The organism is Streptomyces sp. NPDC016677 (assembly GCF_055562815.1).
Genome location: NZ_JBVHEO010000012.1, coordinates 74003 through 93155, shown reverse-complemented (window position 1 = coordinate 93155; position 19153 = coordinate 74003). Strand labels below are relative to the sequence as shown.

Genomic DNA, 19153 nt, shown 5'->3' with positions numbered 1-19153 from the left:
CGTACGGGGTGTGCGGCCGCGGGCCGGGGCGTCCCGCGTCACTGGCGGGCCCCGGCGGCGGCCGGCAGGGCGTCCAGCAGGGCCAGGTCGTCGTCGTGGAGCCGTACGTCCGCGGCGGCGACGTTGTCGTGCAGGTACGTCGGGGTCTTGGTGCCGGGGATGGGGATGACGTGCGGGCCCCGGGAGAGCACCCAGGCCAGCGCGGTCTGCGCGGGGGTGAGGCCGCGGCGCCGGGCCACGGTGCGCACGCCGTCCAGGAGGCGGAGGTTGGCCGGGAAGTTGCCGTCCGTGAAGCGCGGGTTGTCGCGGCGGTAGTCGCCGTCGGGCACGTCGTCGGGGGTGCCGAAGCGGCCGGCGAGGAAACCGCGGCCGAGCGGGGCGTAGGCGATGAGGGCGATGCCCTCCCGCTCGGTGAAGGGCAGCAGTTCGGCGGTGGCGTCGCGGGTCCACAGCGACAGTTCGGCCTGCACGGCGGCGACGGGGTGTACGCGCGCGGCGCGGCGCACCTGTTCGACGCTCACGTCCGACAGGCCCAGGTGGCGGGCCTTGCCGGCCCGTACGGTCTCGGCCAGGGCGCCCCAGGTCTCCTCCAGGGGGACCTCCGGGTCGACCCGGTGCAGTTGGTAGAGGTCGACGTGGTCGGTGCGCAGCCGGCGCAGGCTGGCGTCGACGGCGGCGCGGATGTGCGCGGGCCGGCCGTCGCGGCGCAGCCGGGTCTCCCCGGCGACGAAGCCGACCTTGGTGGCGAGGAAGGCCCGGTCGCGGCGGCCGGTGAGCGCGTGGCCGACCAGTTCCTCGTTGGTGTGGGGACCGTAGACGTCGGCGGTGTCGACGAGGTTCGCGCCGAGGTCGAGGGCGCGGTGCAGGACGGCGGTCGAGACCGCGTCGTCGCGGCCGGCGGGGTCGTAGGCGTAGGACATGCCCATGCAGCCGAGGCCGACGGCGCCCACCGGGGTGCCGTGCGGGCCGCCGATGTGTCGGGTGTGCACCCGCGTGGTCCTTTCCTCGGCGCGGTGCGCGCCGGACGGCCGGGGCCCGGACCGGCCGGGCCCCGGAGGGTGAGTCGCGCGGGACGCGGTCAGGAGACGGCGCCCTCGGTCCAGGCGCGCTTGAGGATCTCGTCGACGGTCTCCTCGACCGTCTGCTCGGAGGTGTCGAGCCACAGCCCGATGCGGGGTGTGCTGTCCCGCAGCACCTTGTCCATGGCGGCGGGCTGCCAGTCGGGGCCGTAGCCGGTCTTGGCACGCTGTGCCTCGCGCCGGGCCACGACCTCCGGGTCGGGGGCCAGCATGACCACGGCGAGCGGGCGGCTGCGGATGAGGCGGGGCATGTCGGCCAGGTACTCGCCGAGGAAGAGGTCCTGGACGACGGCCGTGAAGCCGGCCTCGACGTAGGCGTCCGCGGCGGTGGCGGCCAGGCGGTAGCGCAGCCGCAGTTGGGCGACGGCCTCCGGCGGGGCATCGGCGGTCATGTGCGCCTGGCCGTTGACGATCATCCGGCGGAAGGTGTCGCCGCGCACGTGTGCCGAGCGGGGCAGGCGCTCGGCGAGGGCCTGGGCGACGGTGGACTTGCCGGAGGCCGAGATGCCGGAGACGACGATGACGCCGGGGGTGCCGTCGACGGGGGTGGAGGCGGGGCTGGTGATGTCGGTCATGGGCGGGAGGGAGGTCCTTTCTCGTGATCGGTGCTCTGTGGCCGGTGATCTGTGGCCGGTGATCGGTGATCGTGATCGGAGGGAATGCGGTCGGCCCGTCAGTCGCGTTCGAGGACGAGCAGGTCCATCGAGGCCGGGCGGTGCGGGGACACGCCCCAGGTCCCCGGCCGGGGGTCCCGGCGCATGCGCAGACCGTGCCGGGACGCCATCGACAGCAGGTGGTCCGGGCGGTAGGCGATGGCGTACGTGGGCTCCTCCTCGGAGTGCACGTGGTGGTCACCGCGGTCGTGCGGGAAGGTGAAGGCCGTCGTGCCGCGCGCCATGTTGGCGGCGGCCTCGTCGGTGAGGAGGTAGGCGGTGGCGAAGCACAGCCCGCCCGGCCTGAGCACACGGGCGCACTGGGCCAGGTAGTTCTCCGTCTCGGCCGGGCGCAGGTGGCTGATGAGTCCGACGAGCGCGGCGATGTCGTAGGCCGCGTCCTCGGCGGGGAACCGGAAGTCGGCCGCGTCCAGGGTGCCGTCCGGGTTGTAGATCTCCTGGCGGATGTCGACGTGCGCGAAGCGGAAGCGGGGGTGACGGGGGGTGATGGTGCGCGCGCACCACTCGATGGCGTGCGGCACGATGTCGAAGCCGAGGTAGGAGCCCTCGGTGAGGACGTCGGTGAGCGGCACCGCGATCCGTCCCGGACCGCACCCGGCGTCGAGCACGTCGTGTCGGGGGCCCAGGCCGAGTTCGTCCCGCATGTACGTGGTGATCCGCCGGCCCACCTCCAGGAAGTCGCCGTTGCCGACGAATCGGCGGTGGCGGCGGGGCGGCAGCAGCGGGTGCTCCCTGCCTCGTACGGTGTCCCACACGTCGAGGGCGCGCAGGCCGGTGTGGTAGCCGAGGCGGCGCAGGCGTTCCAGGTGTCCGGCGGTCCGCTTCGACGAGGTGTACTTGGTCGCCCTGAGCGCGCTCAGTTCGGGCTTGCTGCCTGCCAAGGAGCGGCCCCTCTCGGTGATGTGGTGCACCGGCACGGGTGCGGGGGGCCTGGCGCGGGCGTCCGGGCGGCTCCCCCGGCCCGGCGTTCAGGATGTCGGGCACCCGGGAGGCGGTCAACCGGACTTGTCCGGACAGCGAATCGTTTCGCCCGCTACCTGGGGCTTTGGACGGCAGGGCCGAGGTCTCGCGCAGACCGGCAGATTCACCCGTCCGGCACGCCGTGCGACCTCTCTTCGATTCCGCTGCCGTGACTTCGTCGGCGGTGCTCCGCCGGCGGTCTCTCCTCGCGGCACCGCACCGTCCCGGCGTTCGGTCGTGACCGCCCGGGAGCGGTGCGGCGATAGGCTGCGCCGGTGCGTACGGTCGAACTCTTGCTGGACGACGCGGCGGACCTCGTGGTCCAGGACGCCTGGCGACGGCTCGCGGACGCGGGCCTGCCCAGTCAGGCGCGGCACCGCTCGCCGACCAACAGGCCGCACCTCACCCTGGCCGCCTGTCCGGAGCTGACCGCTCCGATCCGCTGGGAGCTGGCCGGGGTGGCCGCCGCCCTGCCCCTGCCGGCGCGGTTCACCGGCGTGGTCCGCTTCGAGCGGCCGACCTCGGTGCTGGCCTGGGCACTCGACCTCGATTCCGCCCTGGCCCGTCTGCACGAGCGGGTGTGGGACGCGGTGGTCTCGGACAGTCCGCCCGCGTCCCTCAACCCGTTCCACGACCCCGCGCGCTGGAGTCCGCACATCACCCTCGGCCGCTCCCGGCGGGCCGGTGCCTTCGCCGGCCGGTGGGTCCCGGGACTGCTGCCGTCACCACCGTCGCCGGCCCGGTTCACCACCCTGCGCAGCTACGACACCGAGACAGGCACCGTCGAGGTGCTGCGGCCCCTTCCCGCCGGGGGCGGCGGTCCCTGACAGCCGCCGTACGGGGCACCTGGCAGGCCGCCGGCGGGGCCACCTGGTGGCCGCGGCGCGTGGCGACGGCGTTCGGCGCGTCGGGCGCGCGCTCGTGGCCCGGTGCTACGGGGCCAGGGTGCGCAGGACGCAGAACTCGTTGCCCTCGGGGTCGGCCATGACCACCCAGTTCCGGTCCGGGCCCTGACCCACGTCCGCCCTGGTGGCGCCGAGGCCGAGCAATCGGGTCACCTCGTCCTCGGTGCTGCCGTCGACCGGACTGACGTCGAGATGGAGCCGGTTCTTGACGCTCCTGCCCTCGGGCACCTGGATGAACACCAGGGTGGGCGGCATCTGGCGGGCCCGGACGTCCTCGACGGCCGGCACCCAGGAGCCGATCTCGTCCTTGCCCTCGCCCCGGTCGATCACCTCGAAGTCCAGGACCTCGCACCAGAAGGCCGCGAGCCCCTCCGGATCGTGGCAGTCGACGGTCAACTCGGTGAACCTGCTCGTCATGACTCTCCCGGACAGTGAGGACGGGACTCAGAGTACGGCCTGCCGCGCGTGCCGGGGCCGGGCACTCTCCCGCCAGGGCGATGGCCTGGCCGTCGCGCCGAAGACAGGCCGCTACAACTCGATGTCGACGTGTTCCACGTCGGTGAATTCCACGCCGAGGCCGGGGGCGCGGGTGTTGGCGGCGCGGAAGTACATCTCGGCGAGGCCGTCGGCGGCGATGCGCTGGAGTTGTTGTTCGGTGGCGCCGGTGTCGCGGGCCTGGAAGAGGCGGTCGGCCCACTGGGGGGTGAGGGCCTGGGTGATGTCGCGGACGCGGGCGTCGTCGGTGGTGCCGGGGGCGGCGGTGAAGCCGAACCGGGCCCGGGTGGAGACGACCAGGCCGTCGGTGGTGGCCGCCTTCTTCTTGGCCCGCGCCCGGATCTGCGGTTGCCAACGGCGTCTGACCTCGCGTTCCATGCGGTCGCGCAGGTCGGGGCGGGGGTGCTTGAGCTGTCCCTTGACATAGCGTTCGACGGTGCGCTGGGAGACGCCGAGGAGTCGCGCGGCGGCCCGGGTGCCCTTGAGCTGTCGGACCAGGTATCTCATCTGTGCCGGGGCGCTTTTGGGGAGGGGACGGGTGAACGTGCCTTCCAGGGCGCGGTCCAGGCCGTCGCCGATGGGGTCGGCCATGGCTCGTTACTCCCCTTCTCCGGCTGCCGGGTCGGTTTTGATGAGGTTGGCGAGGTTGAAGACGCCGCCCGCCTCCTCGAACTGCTCCTCGGCCCACAGGACGGTCCGGGTGCCCTGGTGTTTGACCATTCCGGGCGAGACGCCGAGGCGGAAGGTGCCGGGTACCGGTTTGCCCTCGGGGGTGTGCGGCAGGACGTCCAGGGGGGACGGGCCGTGGGAAGGGTAGACGATGGCGTCGGTGCCGATCGCGACCGGGTAGAGGCCGGCCGCCGCGGCCGTCTTCATCAGCTTGCGGTGAACACCGACGCGCTGGTTGGCCAGGACGGCGGCGCGGATGTCCGGGCGCCAGGTCTCGCGGGCGAGGGCGGGCCACGGCTCGTAGTAGGGCACCTGGCCCCGGTTGCGCTGGCGGAGCTTGCCGATGCCGCCCTTCGCGGTCGCCTTGATCGCACCGGCCAGCAGGGCCGTCGTCGGGTCCGCCCGCTGGGAGCGGGCCATCGCGTCCAGGAACTCCTGGCCGGTCATGCCGGTGGTGACGCCGAGGTCGGCCATGGTCGCCACGTAGGCGTCGCGCAGGCGTTTGTACCAGCCGTCCAGGTAGCGGCCGGTGCGGGTGCGCACGTAGGCCTCCAGCGGGGCGACGTCGAAGCCGAGTTCCCGCGCGTAGGCGACGGTCGGGGTGGCGTACCAGGCCGGGCCGGTGGGGCGGGCGCCGTTGGGGGTGAACGGGTTCGGGAGCCGGTCGGCGTCGACCGGACGGCCGCCGGTGTCCGCGCGGGAGAGGTCGACGTGGCTCAGGTCGACCAGCCAGGAGCCGGGCAGTGCCGGGTCGAAGGACGGGCCGCCGGTCAGGTGGGTGGGGCCGTTCAGGCCGACGGTGAGGCCGTTGGCGGCGGCGGCGAAGGACATGTTGATGTCGACCGCGACCAGGTAGCGGTGCGCGCACTCCTCGTCGGTCAGCGGCCGGCACCAGTCGTAGGGCTCCTCCATCAGCATCTCGGCCGGGGTGCGCAGGTGATGCCGGGCGAACCTGCCCTTGAGGACGGGGTGTTCGTCGGGGACCTCGCACTCGACCACGTCGTAGACCTGTGTGAGGGCGTCGTCGTTGAGGGCCCGCTGGAACTGTCCGGTCGCCGGGTCCTTCTCCGCGCGGGTCGGCGGGCGCAGCGCGGTCATCAGCTCCAGGCCGGTGACGGCGGCGGTGCCGCGCGGGGTCATGACACGCTGGGCGTAGGCGCCGAGGTAGCGGGCGAGGTCGGCCGGGTGCATCGCCGGCAGGACCGGGGCGTCCTTGCGGTCCCATTCGCGGACGTCCAGGGCGTTCCAGGCGGGGACGCAGAGCTGGACGCAGTTGCGCCTGGCGCCTTCGGCGGGGCGGTAGATCCGTGCCCACGGGCCGAAGCCGCGCCGGGTGAGCTGCCAGCCGGCCTTGGTGAGCTGCCTGACCGTCTTGTGACTGTCCGGGAGGCGGCCGGCGCGGCGTTCCTCGTCCGAGAGGGCGGTGGGCAGGCCGTAGCGTTCCAGCGCGGCCGGGGTGAGGACGAGGAGCGGGTCGGCGTCGCGGCCGTTGCGGTGCAGGCGGGGCTGGCCGAGCCGCGCCCGCGTCAGCGCCCAGTCGACCAGCGCCGGGAGGGTCTTGGCGGGCACGTCCAGGACCAGGCCGGCGACGCAGTATGCCGACACCTGTCCGTCGGCAGCCGCGTCGATCACCGCGAGCGGGCCGTTCTCGAAGCGGGGGTCGGGCGCCGCGGAGGTGGCGGGGGTGGCTGGGGCGACCGGGCGCTTCGCGGCCTTGCCCGCCCTCCTCCGCGGCGCCGTCCTGGGCGCGGGGGCCGCCGTTCCGCTCGTCCCGGGGCGTGCGGGTGGCTGCGGCGCGGGCGGGGTCACCGGCGTGTCGGCCGGCAGCGGGGCGGCGGTGGGTGCCGGGGCCGGGAACCGGGCGGCGAGTCCTTCGAGCAGCCGGGCGTAGGCGGCGCGTTTGGGCGGGCGGGGCTCGGTGCGGCCGGCCTCCCAGTTCCCCACCGCCTCCCGGCGGGTGCCCAGGGCCTTGGCGATCTGGTCCTGGCTCAGGCCGGCGGCCTCGCGCAGCCGTTTGCGCTCCGCCGGGGGCGGCAGCTCGTCCTGGGCGACTTGCTCCAGCAGCGCGTCGACGGCGCCGAACAGCTGATCCTCAGTGGGCACAGGGGTAACCTCCGTGCGGCATCGTAACGGAGACAGGGCCCGTGGCGCGCATCGGATCGCTCGTGAATCGCACCCGTCTCCACGGGGGTGGTGGCCGGGTCGGACGTCACCGGACGCGGTACAGCCGGAGCTGCCGGGGCGCGGGTACGGTGCCCCACGGGCGGCGGAGTGACGTCCGGGGCCGGTCGCGGGCGGGGGCGTCGTCGGCCCGGGTACCGAGGCGCCGGAGGACCCCCAGGAACGGCTGAGCCCCCTCGCGGCAAAACGAGGGGGCCGATCCAGTGCCGTGGTCTCCCGGACGCGGCAGACACGGCGGTGCGACCCGCGGGTTCGCACCACACGTTCCATTTGCGGGTCAAGGGCGCCGGAGCGCAAGGCCGAAAACCGGAACTTTCCCTTGATGGTTGGTGAGCTGGCGCGTCACCTCCGCACCGCACCATGATCGTTCCGTTTTGCCCTGGGAGCCTTCCGGTACGCCCACCCCGTTCCGCATGCTGCATATGGTGACCTCGCGTAGTCACGACGACACACCCGGCGACGGCATCCGGCCGTACGGCAACGCCGGGGGGCACCACCCGGACGCGACGCACGGAGGAAGCGCTCCCGTGACCCCTCACAGCAGACTTGTCATCGCCCTCACCGGGCTCGTCCTCTTCAGCGGCTTGGTGATCACCCTGCTCCTCCTGGGGCAGCCCGTGTCCGCCATCAGCCCTCTGCTCCTGGTGATCGTGCTGGCCGTGCAGCAGCTGCTGCAGGCCCTGGAGGCCAACGACCGCCGGCACGACAGCTCCCGCCCCGCCCCGGGCCCGTCGGCCGCCCCGTTCGCGCAGGCCGCGGCCGACGCGGCTCCGCCCGCCGGGGACGCCGGGGCCGAGCCCGAACGGAAGGCCGCATGAGTACGCCGGCCGACGCCGGTTCGGGGCCCGGCAAACCGGGCCCCGTCCTCGGTGACATCGTCGAGGAGGCGAGTACCGCCCACCGGGCGTGGCTCGAGCCGATGCGGACCGCCTACTTCGACAGCAGGCTGAGCACCAAGGAGATCAGCGAGAAGTCACAGTGCAGTTCGGGCGTGAAGCGCCTGGCGAGCAAGGGCAAGGTGTCGGAGCTCCTGCGCGGTGCCGGGGAGTACCCCCGCTGGTACCGGGTCCTGGCCCTGCACGACGTGCTGGCGCCGCCCATGCCCCTGCACGAACTCATGGTCCTGTGGGCCAAGGGCGCCCGGTCGGCGGACCGGTCCCCGGACTGGATCGAGAAGTGTTTCGCGGACGCCAGGCGCGAGGCCGGCATGGTCGCCGTGAACGGGAACGCGGGCGCGGCCACGGCCGGGGTCGCCGGGCGGGCGCCGAGGACGGCGATGATCGTCACGCTGATCATCTCCGTGCTCACCGGGCTCGGCGGAGTCTTCCTGGGTTCCTCCAGGGTCCCGGAACCGCCGGATGCCGGCGCGGCCCACGCCACGTGCGGCAGCGGGGAGTCGTGTGTGGGCGTGGAGACACGTGACAGCGGCGGCGGCGACCGCAGCTCGTACTACGTGCGCTACCCGTCCCCGAGCGACACGCACGGCATGCTGGAGATCGTGCCCTCCGAGGACGTCACGGTGTACTCCGGCGACGGCCACGAGGCGCCCAGGGGGTGGGTGGAGGCCGGGGACCCCTTCTACGTCAGGTGCCGCACCGATCAGGACCTCGTCGTCGCGGGGACCGGTGACCGTGTGAACGCCGGGCAGGTGATCTTGAACATGGACGTCTCCGTGGGGAGCGTCGAGGCACTCCCCCGGTGCCCCTCACTCCTCGGGCGGCCGTCACCGTCACCGTCACCGTGGAAGTGATCGCCTGCTGACCGGGCGCGGTCCGCACACCGACGGGGCCTCCTTCACCGCCGGGACCCGCCCGCGGCGTTGCTCCGGCCGGGTGACAGCCGGAGCGCGGCGCCACGCCCGGACGGGAATGCTGGCGTCATGACACCCTTCCTGACACGGTGGCTCACCGGCGCGCTGCTCGTCTGGCTCGCCGTCCTCCCCGGGACGGCCGTGGCCGGCGGTGGGTCCGGGGAGGCGGGCGGGTCTCCCACGGCCACCGGAGACCCGCTGGCGGCGTTGGCGGAGGCCGCCCGTCCGCTGCGTACCACCGAGCCCTCCGGCCCGTACGAGGACCTGCGCCCTTTGGGGAGGGCGGTCGGTGACGCCGTGCTGGTCGGCGTCGGCGAAGCCGCCCACGGCTCCCGCGACTTCGCCGCCCTCAGGCACCGGGTGTTCCGCTACCTGGTCGAGGAGAAGGGCTTCCGCTCCTTCGTCCTCGAGGCCAACTGGAGCGCCGGCGCGCGCCTCGACGAGTACCTGCTCACCGGACGCGGCGACCCGGTCCGGATCATGTCCGAGGAGTTCCAGAACGCCTTCCTGCTGCTGCACAGCCAGGAGTACCTGGACATGATCCGCTGGATGCGCGCGTACAACGTCGCCCACCCCGACGACCCGGTCCGGTTCGCCGGTGACGACAACGCCTACGCCGGGCCGGAGTTGTACGACCGGGTCGTCGGACACGTCCGGCGCGACCACCCCGACCTGCTGCCCACCGTCACCGGGCTGTACGCGGGACTGCGCCCCGCCCTGCCGGTCGGCGAGTGGATCCGCGCCGCGATGACCGCGCCCCTGGAGGAGCGCCGGGCGCGGGCCGAGCGCACCGGGCGCGTCCTCGCGCTGCTGCGCGCCCGCGAGCCCGCCGGGACGGACGAGGACCACGCCTGGGCGGTCCAGCACGCCGCCGTCATCGACCAGGTGGCACGGCTGTACTCCTTCGACCTCGCGGATCCGCTGGCCGCGCCGCGGGCCATGGCCTACCGCGACACCGTCATGGCGGACAACACCCTGTGGTGGCAGCGCCGCACCGGCCACCGGACGGTGCTCGGCGGGCACAACAGCCACCTGTACATCAGCAGTTCCACCCCCGACCTCCCCGTGACCCAGGGAGAGGTGCTGCGGCGGCGGCTGGGCGACGGCTACCTGGCGGTGGGGCTCTCCTTCGGCCGGGGCGCCGTGCACGCCACGGCACAGGGCCTGCAGAACCCGACCGACGCCGACGTCAGGCGGTTCGAGGTCGCGCCTCCCCTGCCCGGCTCGGTCGAGCACACCCTGGACCGGGTGAGTCACCGTAGCTGGTACTTCGACCTGCGCACCGCGCCGCCCGCCGCCCGTGCCTGGCTGGACGTCACCCGGCCCAAACGGGAGATCGGCACGGACTTCCCCCCGCCCGGCGACGAGGTCCGTCCGCTGAGGTCGGCGGATCTGATGGTGCACCTGCACGAGATCCGGCCGAGCCGGAGGCTCGACCGCGAGACGGCCGGACAGCGGCCCCGCGCGTCCGAGGCGAGCACCGACCCGCTGCCCGCCCTGCGAAGGGCCGCCCGTCCGCTGCGCACCGTGGAGCCCACCGGCCCCTTCGACGACCTGCGTCCCCTGGGGAAGACGGTGGGCGACGCCCGGCTGGTGGGCGTCGGACAGGCCGCCCACGGCGGCCACGACTTCCTCGCCCTCCAGCACCGGGTGTTCCGGTACCTCGTCGAGGAGAAGGGGTTCCGCTCCTTCGTGCTCGAAGCTCCCTGGAGCGCCGGGCTCCGGCTGAACGACCACCTGCTCACCGGACGCGGGGACCCCGCCCGGATCATGTCCGAGGAGTTCCACAACGCCTACCTGTTCATGCACACCGGCGAAGTCCTGGACCTGATCCGGTGGATGCGCGCGTACAACGTCGCCCACCCCGGCGACCCGGTCCGGTTCACCGGCAACGACAGCAGTTACGCGGGCCCCGATCTCTACGACCGGGTCGTCGGACACGTCCGGCGCGACCACCCCGACCTGCTGCCCACCGTCACCGGGCTGTACGCGGGACTGCGCCCCGCCCGGCCCGCCGACGAGTACATGGTGGCCTACATCAAGGAGCCCTTGGCCGTACGGCGGGAGAAGGCCGAGCGCACCGGACGCGTCCTCGCGCTGCTGCGCGCCCGCGAAGCCACCGGGACGGACCAGGACCACGCCTGGGCGGTCCAGCACGCCGCCGCCGTCGACCAGGTCGCTCGCCAGTACGCCTTCGACTACGACGATCCGGGGCAGGTGCGCGAGGCCATGGCCTACCGCGACACCGTCATGGCGGACAACACCCTCTGGTGGCTCCGCGGAACCGGCGACCGGACGGTGCTGGCCGCCCACAACGGTCATGTGTACCTGGCGGGCTACGACCCGGAATACCCGGTCATCCAGGGCGGTCTGCTCCGCCGCGCGCTCGGGGAAGGCTACCTGGCCGTGGGTCTGGCATTCGGCCAGGGCGCCTTCAACGCCACCGATCCGGGCGTCTCCGATCCCCGTGACGAGGATGTCGAGCGGTTCGAGGCGGGGCCCGCCGCGCCCGGCTCGGTCGAGCACACCCTGGGCCGGGTGAGCCGCCGGAACTGGTACGTCGACCTGCGCACCGTGCCGCCCTCGGCCCGCGCCTGGCTGGACACACCCCGGCCCAAACGAGAGATCGGCACCCACTGGCCCCGGGACCCGGACCGGGTCAATCCGTTCGAGTCGGCGGACGCGATGGTGTACCTGCACGAGATCCGGCCGAGCCGCCTGCTTCCGCGCGGCTGACCCCTCGGGCCGGGTGCCGGCCGCTTCTCTGCCGCGGCGCGGGGATCGGCCCGCGCCCTGTGGGCCGGCGCCGTCCTTCCCGGCTCCGGCACCGCGTGCCTGTCCTCGGTTTCCGGGGTCACGGTCGGGCTGTGCCGGTGGTGGCGAAGCGCTGGCGATAGGCGGTGGGGGTGATGCCCAGGTCGCGGAGGAAGACACGGCGGAGGGTCTCGTCGCTGCCGAATCGGCTGTGCCGGGCTGCCGAGGTGACGCTGTGTCCGTCGAGGAGGAACTGTTGGGCGTGGTCGAGACGGACCCGCTCGACCCAGCGGGCGGGGGTGGTGCCCAATCCGGTGTGGAACAACCGGGTCAGGTGGCGGGGGCTGACGGCCGCGGCGCGGGCCATGGACGGCAGGCCGTGATCGGCGGCCGGATCGGCCGGCACGGAACTGATCAGGGTACGCAGCAGGTCGTCGCGGGCGGGCGGTGTGGTGGCCGTGGTGAACGGGGACTGTCCGCCCGGACGCTGCAGGAAGACCACCAGTTCGCGTGCGATGCGGCGGGCCGCGTCGGCTCCGTGGTCGTCCTCGACGAGGGCCAGGGTCAGATCAATGCCCGCGCTGATACCCGCGGAGGTGATGTACCGCCCGTCCCAGACGTGGATCTCGTCCGGCTCGACGTGTACCCGGGGGTGACGGCGCGCGCGAGCGTGTCGGCATGCCGCCAGTGGGTGGTCGCCCGGCGCCCGTCGAGCAGGCCGAGTCCGGCCAGGGCGAAGGCGCCGGTGCACACCGAGGCGACCCGCGTGGCTCGCGCGGCCACGGCGCGGACCGCCGCCGGCGGTTCCGCGTCCACCGGCCGCTCCGCCAGGCGGTCGCCGCCGGCCACGAGCACCGTGTCGATCGGGCCGGCCTCGGTCGCCGTCACGGTGCCGCTCAGCGGCATCCCGGTCGAGGTGGTGACCTCCCCCCCCGTGCGGGGACATCAGGACCAGGTCGTAGGGGTGGCCGAATCGGCCCGCTTGGTGCAGGGCCTCCGCGGGGCCGCTGACGTCCAGCATGGTCACACCGTCGAACACCACGAAGCCCACACGGGACCACCATCTGACCGCTCCCCCCTGGCGCACCTGCCGGTCCGTCCTGTCCACCGGTCCGCGCACCTTCCCGCTCACCCCCGTCCCGGGCCGCGCCCGCGTCGCCCGTGCCGCGGGCGAGCACGCCGACGGAGTACCGGTCATCGCCCGGCACCGGGTGCCGCGCACTCGCCGGGTGCTCCAGGCCGCCGAGGACGCGTGGAACGCCGGGGCGTCCGGCGTTCCGCCGGCGCCGGTGTTCCGAAAGCTGGGGGAACTCCTTGTTCAGCAGGTCGAAGGGCTGCTGTGGGTGGTGGAGAACAGTGGCGACGGACGTCACCCCCACCAGGAGGTGACGGAGTGTGAGAGCGGGACTGACTGGATCCGTCGTCGCACGCACGAGTCCGGTGGGGCCGAGTGAACCGGACGGCGACGAGGCCGCGCCCGGCGCAGTCCCCGGTGCCGGGAACCGCCCCCCCGGCAACGCAGGTTCGGGGCTCAGCCGGCCGGGCCGGCGGCGAGCAGTGCCACCGTCTCGTCCCACAGCCGCGATTGCAGGTACGGGTCCCGGCCGGGCTCGGGGCACTGGAGCGGGCGGGCGCCGCGTACGGAGAAGTAGCCGCCGCTGGTACCCGCCAGCGCCGGGTCGGTGGCGAGCCGCACGATGATGCCGGCGCCCTTGCGGGGGTCGCCGATCCGCAGGGTGTTCAGCACGCGTCGCACGACGGCGGAGCCGGGCAGGTCCCGGCCCAGGCCGGTCGCGTTGAAACCGGGATCGCAGCAGTTCACGGTGACCTTGTCCGCGTCCAGGCGCCGGGCCAGTTCCCGCGTCCACATGATGGTCATCAGCTTGGTGCGCCCGTACAGAGGCATCGACTCCCGGCGGGTGTAGGGGGCGGTACGGCGCAGGTCCTCGGCCGGAGACAGCGTCTTCGCCTGCCGGGACGCTTCGGAGGCGACGTTGACGATCCGGGCCGGCGCGGAGGCGCCGAGCCTTTCCCTCAGCGCCTCGGTCAGGACGAACGGGCCCAAGTAGTTCACGGCCGTCATCTCCGCGAACCCCTCGGCGGTGATCCGCTGCGCGAAGGCGTGCAGCCCGGCGTTGTTGACCAGGACGTCCAGGCGCGGGTAACGGCCGGCTATCTCCTCGCCCGCCCGGCGCGCGTCGGAGATCAGGCCGAGGTCGGCGTGGAAGACGTCGACGGGCTCGTCGGTCACCGCCGCGAGGTCGGCGACGAGGGCCTGGGCCCTGCCACGGGAGCGGGCCACGGTGCCGATCCGGTAACCCTGGCGGGCCAGTTCGAGGGCGGCGACGCGGCCCAGTCCGGAGGTGGCTCCGGTGATGACGGCGACGGGACGGTCCATCCCACCACTCCTTTCATGAGGTACCTCACGACTATGCTGTGCGAGGATACCCGAACCATGGACCAGCACGAAGCAACGGCCGCAGTCAGCACTCCGGAGCAGGTGGGACTGGCCTTCCTCACCCTCGCCCACAGCCTGCGCGAGCGGGTCGACCAGCACATGACGTCGACCGCGGGTCTGTCCCTGTCCCGCACCAAGGTCCTCCGGGCGCTGGCGGGCCGCGGAGCGCTCCACCAAGCGGAGTTGGCCGCCGCCCTCGGCCAGGCGCCGCGCTCCGTCACCCAGATCGTGGAGGGGCTCGAACGCCTCGGCCTGGTCGTCCGGACCGGCGACCCCGAGGACCGCCGCCGCAAGACCGTCTCCCTGACGGACGCGGGTCGCACGACCCTGGCGGCGGCGGAACAAGCGGGACGGCACGCGCTCCGCGAGTGCTTCGGCTCGCTCGGACCCCGGCAACTGGCAGTACTCGACGGGCTGCTCGCACACCTCGGCGACGCCGTCACGGGCGGCAGGGCCGGCTGACACGCTCCGACGCGGGTCTCGCCCACGGCACTTACCGGCAGCGGCCTCCGGCCGGTGTGCCGGTCGAGGAGCGGCAGCGTGGCCGTCGGCAGCGGTGAGCCCGATCACGCCGGCGTCCGCGTCCATGCCGGCCAGGGTCACCGTGCGGACGCCGGCGCAGTGAGTGGTCCCGGTGGGGCCGTACCTGTTCACCGGCCGTTCCTGCGGGCGGCGGGTCCGCCCACGTCGTCGGCCTGGCGGGGCGCCGGGCCCCGCTCGCTAGGACGACGTAGCGCAGGCATGCGGAGCGTCGGCTGCCCGCTGCCCGGTCTGGAGCACGCCCCGCGTCCCCGACACCGCGGGGGGGTCAGGCTCACCCCACTGGCAGGCGGCGTGGCCCGTGCACGGCCGTGAGCCCGCCGCTACGCGGTGCGGCGGGCTCACAGGGGTGTGGGGCGAGGGGTGATCAGCTGTGTGACACGTCCAGCGAGTAGAAAGCCACCCTGGCGCCCTGGGTGCTGCTGTCCGACGCCGACTGGTTGTAGGCGCCGGCCTTGAAGTACTGCTTGTACGACTTGAAGGAGTCGGCGATCGGGTAGTGCGTGGTGTTGCCGTTGATGGTGAGGTCGATGGTGTCACCGCCGGAGACGCCGATGGTGTAGCTCCACTTCTCGCCGACCGGGACGTGTCCCACGTCGTGCAGCGTCTGGCCGCCCGCGGGCGAGTTCTCGGTGCCCAGGACGATGTCGCCGCTGGAGCGGTAGTACAGCTCCAGCAGGGGTTTCGTGGAGCCGCCGCCCTCGCCGAGGTGGATCTGGCCGACGCACACGTTGGAGGTCACGGACACCACGCGCAGGGTGGCGCTCATCCGGTGGGTGCCGTCCAGGGACCAGTTGGCGCTGCCGCCGCCCGGTTCCACCTCCCGCAGCTCCGACCGGGGGTACTTGGAGTTGGGGGTGGTGACGCCCTTCTCCGGTGACCAGAAGGTCAGGGCGCCGTCGGTGTCGGTGTAGAAGTAGTCGTCCTCGTAGCCGCTCTGGAGCTGGGAGGGGCCGATGGTGGTCGGGGACCCGGAGGAGCCGACGGGTTCCTGGAGCTGCCAGATGGACAGGTCGATGCCGCTGCGGCCGCCGTCGGCCGCGGTCTTGGGGGCGGCCGTGCCCGTGCCCTCGTCGTCCGGGTCCCCGGCCGCCCTGCCGGCGGAGGGTGCCGGGGTGGCGCTGCCGCCGGTCGCGAGACCGGTGACCGGCTCGGTGCCGAGCCGGGTGCCGGGGGCGGTGGTGGTGACCTTGTCGAACGTCTTGAGGAAGTCGTAGGGCTGTTGTTCGGTTCCGCTGCACGTCTGGGAGAGCGTGCCGGTCTGGGGGCAGGCCTTGTCGCGGCCGATGGCCCAGAAGGCGAGTTGCTGGATGCCCTTGTCGACCGCGAAGTCGGTGAGGCGGGTGGCGTCCTGGGTGGTGAAGGTCTCGCCGGGGGTGTCGTTCACACCGATCATGGGGGTGTTGCCCTGCATCGCCCACCGTTCCTGCTCGGACCTGCCCGGCCAGATCTGTCCGAGCTGGCCGTGCAGGGCGGTGGCCGCGTCGATGGCGGCCTGGCCCATGTCGTCCACGGCGGAGCCGTAGTCCATGGTCATGATGTTCACCAGGGAGACGCGCAGCCCGGCCTGCTCGGCGTTCCGGAGCATGGTGACGCCGTCGGCCTGGAGTCCGTCGGTGCCGGACGGGAGGGTGAACTGGACGTCCAGGTGCCCCCCGTCGGCCTCGACGTCTTTCTGCAGTGCGGCGAGGGCCTGGTTGCGGCGCTGGTTGGCCTCGGTGTTCGCCAGGGCGGAGCCTTCGATGTCGAAGTCGAGGCGGGTCAGTCCGAAGGCGTCGACGACGGACCGGTACTGCTGCTGGAGGGCTTCGGCGGAGTCGCAGCCCAGGGCGAGTTCGGTGCCGGAGGCGCCGCCGAAGGAGGCGATGACGTCACCGCCGGCGGCGCGCAGCTCCTGCACGGCCGTCACCCAGTTCTCGTCGGAGATGGGCTGGTTGCCATTGAGGGTGGCTTTGCAGCCGCCGCCGTCCAGGAAGAACGCGAGGGTGGCGTAGCGCAGTCCGGCCGCCTGCGCCTCCTTCAGCACCGAGGGCGAGTTCCAGGTCTCGACGTACGGCGCCGCGTACCGCGACGGCCAGCCCGACGTGTTCGACAGGGCGGCACCGGGTGAGCCGGACGGCTGGGCGGTGGGCGGTGCGACGGCTTCGCCGTCGTCGGTGACGAACTTCCACGTGATGCCTTTGACCAGGCCCTTCTCCAGCGGTGCGAGCTGCTGGAACGCGGTCTGGCTCAGGTCCAGGTGGTCCGATTCGCAGGAGGGGCACATGTCCTTCACGGGCACCGTGATCGTCTTGCCGCCGTAACTGACCTGGACGTCGACGCCGTCGCAGAGCCGGTCCTCGTTGGGGTTGGCCGACGTCCACCACTCGTGGGACACCGCTACGAGGTCCTCGGTGGCCGCGTCGACCCGGGTGCCGCAGGCGCCGTACCCGCTGTCGTTGTAGTAGGTCATCCGGCCGGAGATCGTCTGCGTGCTGATCGGATCGTCGGCCAGTGCCAGTGACACGGTTCCCAGGGTGACGGACACCAGGGCGACGGCGCCGCCCGCGATGAACCGGTTGCGCATGGACAACGCGCTCTCCTAGTCGGTCCCAGAGGGGATTGGTCTGCTGCCGGCTCCGGTCCGGAGCCCGGTGGGCGGCCTCCGGCCCCGTCCGTCTAGCCGGGGAGGCGGGAAGGGACGGGGCGGACCGGAGGCCGCGCAGGGCCGATCATGGAAGAAGGGGAAGGGTCGTGGCGTGGTCCGCCGGGCCGTCTGCCCGGTCAGGCACTGACTCCGCCTTTTCGGTCACTGGGCCGGACGGGGCGGACCGGCCGACGTGCGGCGGTGGCGGAAGGTGCCGGAGAGGACCGGCGCTGCCGGGGAGGCATGACGACCGGGTCATGATCTCCTTACGCCGCGTAGCTGGAGACGCGGGGCGTTCGATGCCCCTCGGCATCCCCGGGGGCCCCTCCGTACGACGCGGTCCGGTGGAGGTGGGGGTGCGGTGCGGCCCTGCGCAAGGCCGCACCGCTCGCCGCCCCGGCCGCCCCCACAGCGAGCCGGAACGGACGTCGTGCCCGGTGCTCCCCCGGTCAGCCGAGGGAGTCGGGGATCACCGAGGCGCGCGCGCCCCACGTCGAGGCGTCCTGCCTCAGCAGGTGTACGGCGCTCTGTTCCTCGGTCTCCTCGTGCGGGTCGTCGTCGGACTCCTCCGGGGCCTTGCCGGCCGGGCCGGGGTCCTGCTCCGGGGGGTCGCCGCCGTCCCCCGAGCGCACGGGCGCGTCGCCGGCGGAGAAGACGGCGGCCGCGGCGGCCGGGGCGGGGCGCTGCGACGGCCGCCAGGTGGTCAGTTCCGGACCTTCGTCGCCTCCGTCCGCCGACGCCGCCGAGAGGGGGGCGACGGTGTGCTCGGCGAGGCGTACGGCGTCCCCTGCTGCCGCGTCCCACAGGGCCGGGTCAGCGACGGTGTAGCGAGAGGCGCCCCGTTCCTCACCGGCTTCCCCGGCCGTGGCCGCACGGCCGGCGAGCGAGGCCAGCGCCGGGGTGAAGCCGGCGGCGGCGACGTCCCAGGCGGAGATGTCGTCGGCGTCCTCGCCCGAGGCGATCACGGGGACGCGGTCGTCGTCGGGCAAGGGGGCGGTGGCCGGGGTGGCCGGGGGCGTCTCGGCGGTGGGCACCGCACCGGTCACCTGCTCATCCGTCCGTCTGCCGCGCCCGGCCGTGGGTGACGGTGGGGCGGCGAGCGGAACGCCCGGCCATACACCGGTGAGGGCGGCGCCCTCCGGCGTGCCGGTGGCGGCGGCCGGTGCCGTCTCGGGGGCACGCGGGGTGCCCGCCGCGGGCGTGGGCTCCGCCGGTGCCGTCACGGGGGTGCCGTGGAGGTGGGCACCGCCGGCCGTGGCACCGGCGGTGGGCCCGTCGGGCTCCGACTCGGAGGGGTCGGGCGCCCACGCGGAGGCGGAGCCGTCCAGCAGACCGGCGCTGTCCGGCCGCTCGGTGCCCTCCTCACGTCCCGTACCGGCACCGGCGGCGGGTGCCATGCCGGGCATCATGGGCGTCATGGGCATCATGGGCGTGCCCGCCGACGACGCGGACACCTCCGGTGTGGCGTCCGGGCCGGCCAGACCGGCCCCGCCGGCCGGAGCACCCGCCACCGGCACGCTCTCTGACATGTCGCCGACCGCTGCAGCGCCCCACGGGACGACGCCCTCGCCGCCCAACAACCCCGCCGCGTCAGGCCGCTCCGCACCCCCACCACCCGCACCAGCACCCGCCGCACCCGCCCCCGGCACCATCGGCACCATCGGCACACCCGCCGGCGACACCGACGACTGCGGCACCCCACCCACATCCGCACCCGAACCCGTCAGACCCACACCACCACCCGCCACACCACCCACCGGAACCGAATCATCCAGCGAACCAGCACCCACACCCGTCCACGGCACAACACCCTCCCCACCCAACAACCCCGCCGCATCCGGCCGCTCCGCACCCCCACCACCCGCACCAGCACCCGCCGCACCCACCCCCGGCACCATCGGCATCAACGGCACACCCGCCGGCGACACCGACGACTGCGGCACCCCACCCACATCCGCACCCGAACCCGTCAGACCCACACCACCACCCGCCACACCACCCA

General features: G+C 73.6%; 14 protein-coding genes and 3 pseudogenes. 6 read left to right on the top strand and 11 right to left on the bottom strand.

The window, feature by feature from the left end:
- Positions 1-38: 38 nt before the first annotated feature.
- The 3 genes from ACZ3IG_RS26800 to ACZ3IG_RS26790 form a co-directional block, all read right to left on the bottom strand.
- A complete protein-coding gene (locus ACZ3IG_RS26800; protein ID WP_467435229.1) occupies positions 39-989 on the bottom strand; it encodes an aldo/keto reductase in 951 nt (316 codons plus the stop codon).
- 89 nt (positions 990-1078) lie between these two features.
- The gene (locus ACZ3IG_RS26795) at positions 1079-1654 is read right to left on the bottom strand and encodes an AAA family ATPase (protein WP_467435228.1); all 576 of its coding nucleotides are present in this window, start codon (positions 1652-1654) and stop codon (positions 1079-1081) included.
- Positions 1655-1752: 98 nt separating this feature from the next.
- Entirely contained in the window at positions 1753-2634 is an 882-nt protein-coding gene (locus tag ACZ3IG_RS26790; protein ID WP_467435226.1) for a class I SAM-dependent methyltransferase, read from the bottom strand.
- A gap of 354 nt (positions 2635-2988) precedes the next feature.
- Here ACZ3IG_RS26790 and ACZ3IG_RS26785 point away from each other — a divergent pair, with 354 nt between their 5' ends.
- Complete coding sequence (locus tag ACZ3IG_RS26785) at positions 2989-3540, top strand: 2'-5' RNA ligase family protein (protein ID WP_467435225.1); 552 nt, start codon at positions 2989-2991, stop codon at positions 3538-3540.
- A gap of 105 nt (positions 3541-3645) precedes the next feature.
- Here ACZ3IG_RS26785 and ACZ3IG_RS26780 read toward each other — a convergent pair whose 3' ends face one another.
- The 3 genes from ACZ3IG_RS26780 to tap all read right to left on the bottom strand — a co-directional run bounded on the left by ACZ3IG_RS26780 (position 3646) and on the right by tap (position 6885).
- Positions 3646-4035: a VOC family protein gene (locus tag ACZ3IG_RS26780; protein WP_467435224.1), complete on the bottom strand. Its 390-nt coding sequence runs from the start codon at positions 4033-4035 to the stop codon at positions 3646-3648.
- A gap of 111 nt (positions 4036-4146) precedes the next feature.
- Complete coding sequence (tpg, locus tag ACZ3IG_RS26775; RefSeq protein ID WP_467435223.1) at positions 4147-4704, bottom strand: telomere-protecting terminal protein Tpg; 558 nt, start codon at positions 4702-4704, stop codon at positions 4147-4149.
- Positions 4705-4710: 6 nt separating this feature from the next.
- Positions 4711-6885, bottom strand: coding sequence for a telomere-associated protein Tap (gene tap, locus ACZ3IG_RS26770; RefSeq protein WP_467435222.1), 2175 nt, complete (start codon positions 6883-6885; stop codon positions 4711-4713).
- A 605-nt stretch (positions 6886-7490) separates the two neighbouring features.
- Between tap and ACZ3IG_RS26765 the strand changes: the two genes are divergently transcribed.
- The 3 genes from ACZ3IG_RS26765 to ACZ3IG_RS26755 all read left to right on the top strand — a co-directional run bounded on the left by ACZ3IG_RS26765 (position 7491) and on the right by ACZ3IG_RS26755 (position 11509).
- On the top strand, positions 7491-7781 hold the full coding sequence (locus tag ACZ3IG_RS26765; RefSeq protein ID WP_467435221.1) for a hypothetical protein: 291 nt from the start codon (positions 7491-7493) through the stop codon (positions 7779-7781).
- On the top strand, positions 7778-8713 hold the full coding sequence (locus tag ACZ3IG_RS26760) for a hypothetical protein (protein ID WP_467435219.1): 936 nt from the start codon (positions 7778-7780) through the stop codon (positions 8711-8713). Before ACZ3IG_RS26765 ends, ACZ3IG_RS26760 begins: the two co-directional genes overlap by 4 nt.
- A gap of 129 nt (positions 8714-8842) precedes the next feature.
- Positions 8843-11509 carry an erythromycin esterase family protein gene (locus tag ACZ3IG_RS26755; protein WP_467435218.1) on the top strand — a complete coding sequence of 889 codons (2667 nt, stop codon included), beginning with the start codon at positions 8843-8845 and terminating at the stop codon, positions 11507-11509.
- A gap of 118 nt (positions 11510-11627) precedes the next feature.
- Here the strand turns inward: ACZ3IG_RS26755 and ACZ3IG_RS26750 are convergent.
- Positions 11628-12548: pseudogene (locus ACZ3IG_RS26750) on the bottom strand (GlxA family transcriptional regulator).
- Here ACZ3IG_RS26750 and ACZ3IG_RS26745 point away from each other — a divergent pair.
- The gene (locus tag ACZ3IG_RS26745) at positions 12547-12981 is read left to right on the top strand and encodes a hypothetical protein (protein WP_467435217.1); all 435 of its coding nucleotides are present in this window, start codon (positions 12547-12549) and stop codon (positions 12979-12981) included. The pseudogene ACZ3IG_RS26750 and the gene ACZ3IG_RS26745 overlap by 2 nt on opposite strands.
- A gap of 77 nt (positions 12982-13058) precedes the next feature.
- On the opposite strand, the gene ACZ3IG_RS26740 is transcribed toward ACZ3IG_RS26745, so the two are convergent.
- Positions 13059-13925: an SDR family NAD(P)-dependent oxidoreductase gene (locus tag ACZ3IG_RS26740; protein WP_467435216.1), complete on the bottom strand. Its 867-nt coding sequence runs from the start codon at positions 13923-13925 to the stop codon at positions 13059-13061.
- A gap of 57 nt (positions 13926-13982) precedes the next feature.
- Here ACZ3IG_RS26740 and ACZ3IG_RS26735 point away from each other — a divergent pair, with 57 nt between their 5' ends.
- Complete coding sequence (locus ACZ3IG_RS26735; protein WP_467435215.1) at positions 13983-14447, top strand: MarR family winged helix-turn-helix transcriptional regulator; 465 nt, start codon at positions 13983-13985, stop codon at positions 14445-14447.
- 445 nt (positions 14448-14892) lie between these two features.
- Here the strand turns inward: ACZ3IG_RS26735 and ACZ3IG_RS26730 are convergent.
- The 3 genes and pseudogenes from ACZ3IG_RS26730 to ACZ3IG_RS26720 form a co-directional block, all read right to left on the bottom strand.
- Positions 14893-15594, bottom strand: a pseudogene (locus ACZ3IG_RS26730) (polysaccharide lyase family 7 protein); the annotation flags it as partial.
- A gap of 1122 nt (positions 15595-16716) precedes the next feature.
- Positions 16717-17091: pseudogene (locus ACZ3IG_RS26725) on the bottom strand (cysteine/serine endopeptidase inhibitor); the annotation flags it as partial.
- 509 nt (positions 17092-17600) lie between these two features.
- Complete coding sequence (locus ACZ3IG_RS26720) at positions 17601-18680, bottom strand: serine/threonine-protein kinase (protein WP_467435214.1); 1080 nt, start codon at positions 18678-18680, stop codon at positions 17601-17603.
- Between the last annotated feature and the right edge of the window lie 473 nt (positions 18681-19153).

Excerpts from the sequence above, each read along its gene's own strand:
- ACZ3IG_RS26745 (WP_467435217.1), top strand. The coding sequence starts at position 12,547 with ATGGTCACACCGTCGAACACCACGAAGCCCACACGGGACCACCATCTG.
- ACZ3IG_RS26740 (WP_467435216.1), bottom strand. The coding sequence starts at position 13,925 with ATGGACCGTCCCGTCGCCGTCATCACCGGAGCCACCTCCGGACTGGGC.
- ACZ3IG_RS26760 (WP_467435219.1), top strand. The coding sequence starts at position 7,778 with ATGAGTACGCCGGCCGACGCCGGTTCGGGGCCCGGCAAACCGGGCCCC.
- ACZ3IG_RS26755 (WP_467435218.1), top strand. The coding sequence starts at position 8,843 with ATGACACCCTTCCTGACACGGTGGCTCACCGGCGCGCTGCTCGTCTGG.
- ACZ3IG_RS26795 (WP_467435228.1), bottom strand. The coding sequence starts at position 1,654 with ATGACCGACATCACCAGCCCCGCCTCCACCCCCGTCGACGGCACCCCC.
- ACZ3IG_RS26780 (WP_467435224.1), bottom strand. The coding sequence starts at position 4,035 with ATGACGAGCAGGTTCACCGAGTTGACCGTCGACTGCCACGATCCGGAG.
- ACZ3IG_RS26735 (WP_467435215.1), top strand. The coding sequence starts at position 13,983 with ATGGACCAGCACGAAGCAACGGCCGCAGTCAGCACTCCGGAGCAGGTG.
- ACZ3IG_RS26720 (WP_467435214.1), bottom strand. The coding sequence starts at position 18,680 with ATGTCAGAGAGCGTGCCGGTGGCGGGTGCTCCGGCCGGCGGGGCCGGT.
- tpg (WP_467435223.1), bottom strand. The coding sequence starts at position 4,704 with ATGGCCGACCCCATCGGCGACGGCCTGGACCGCGCCCTGGAAGGCACG.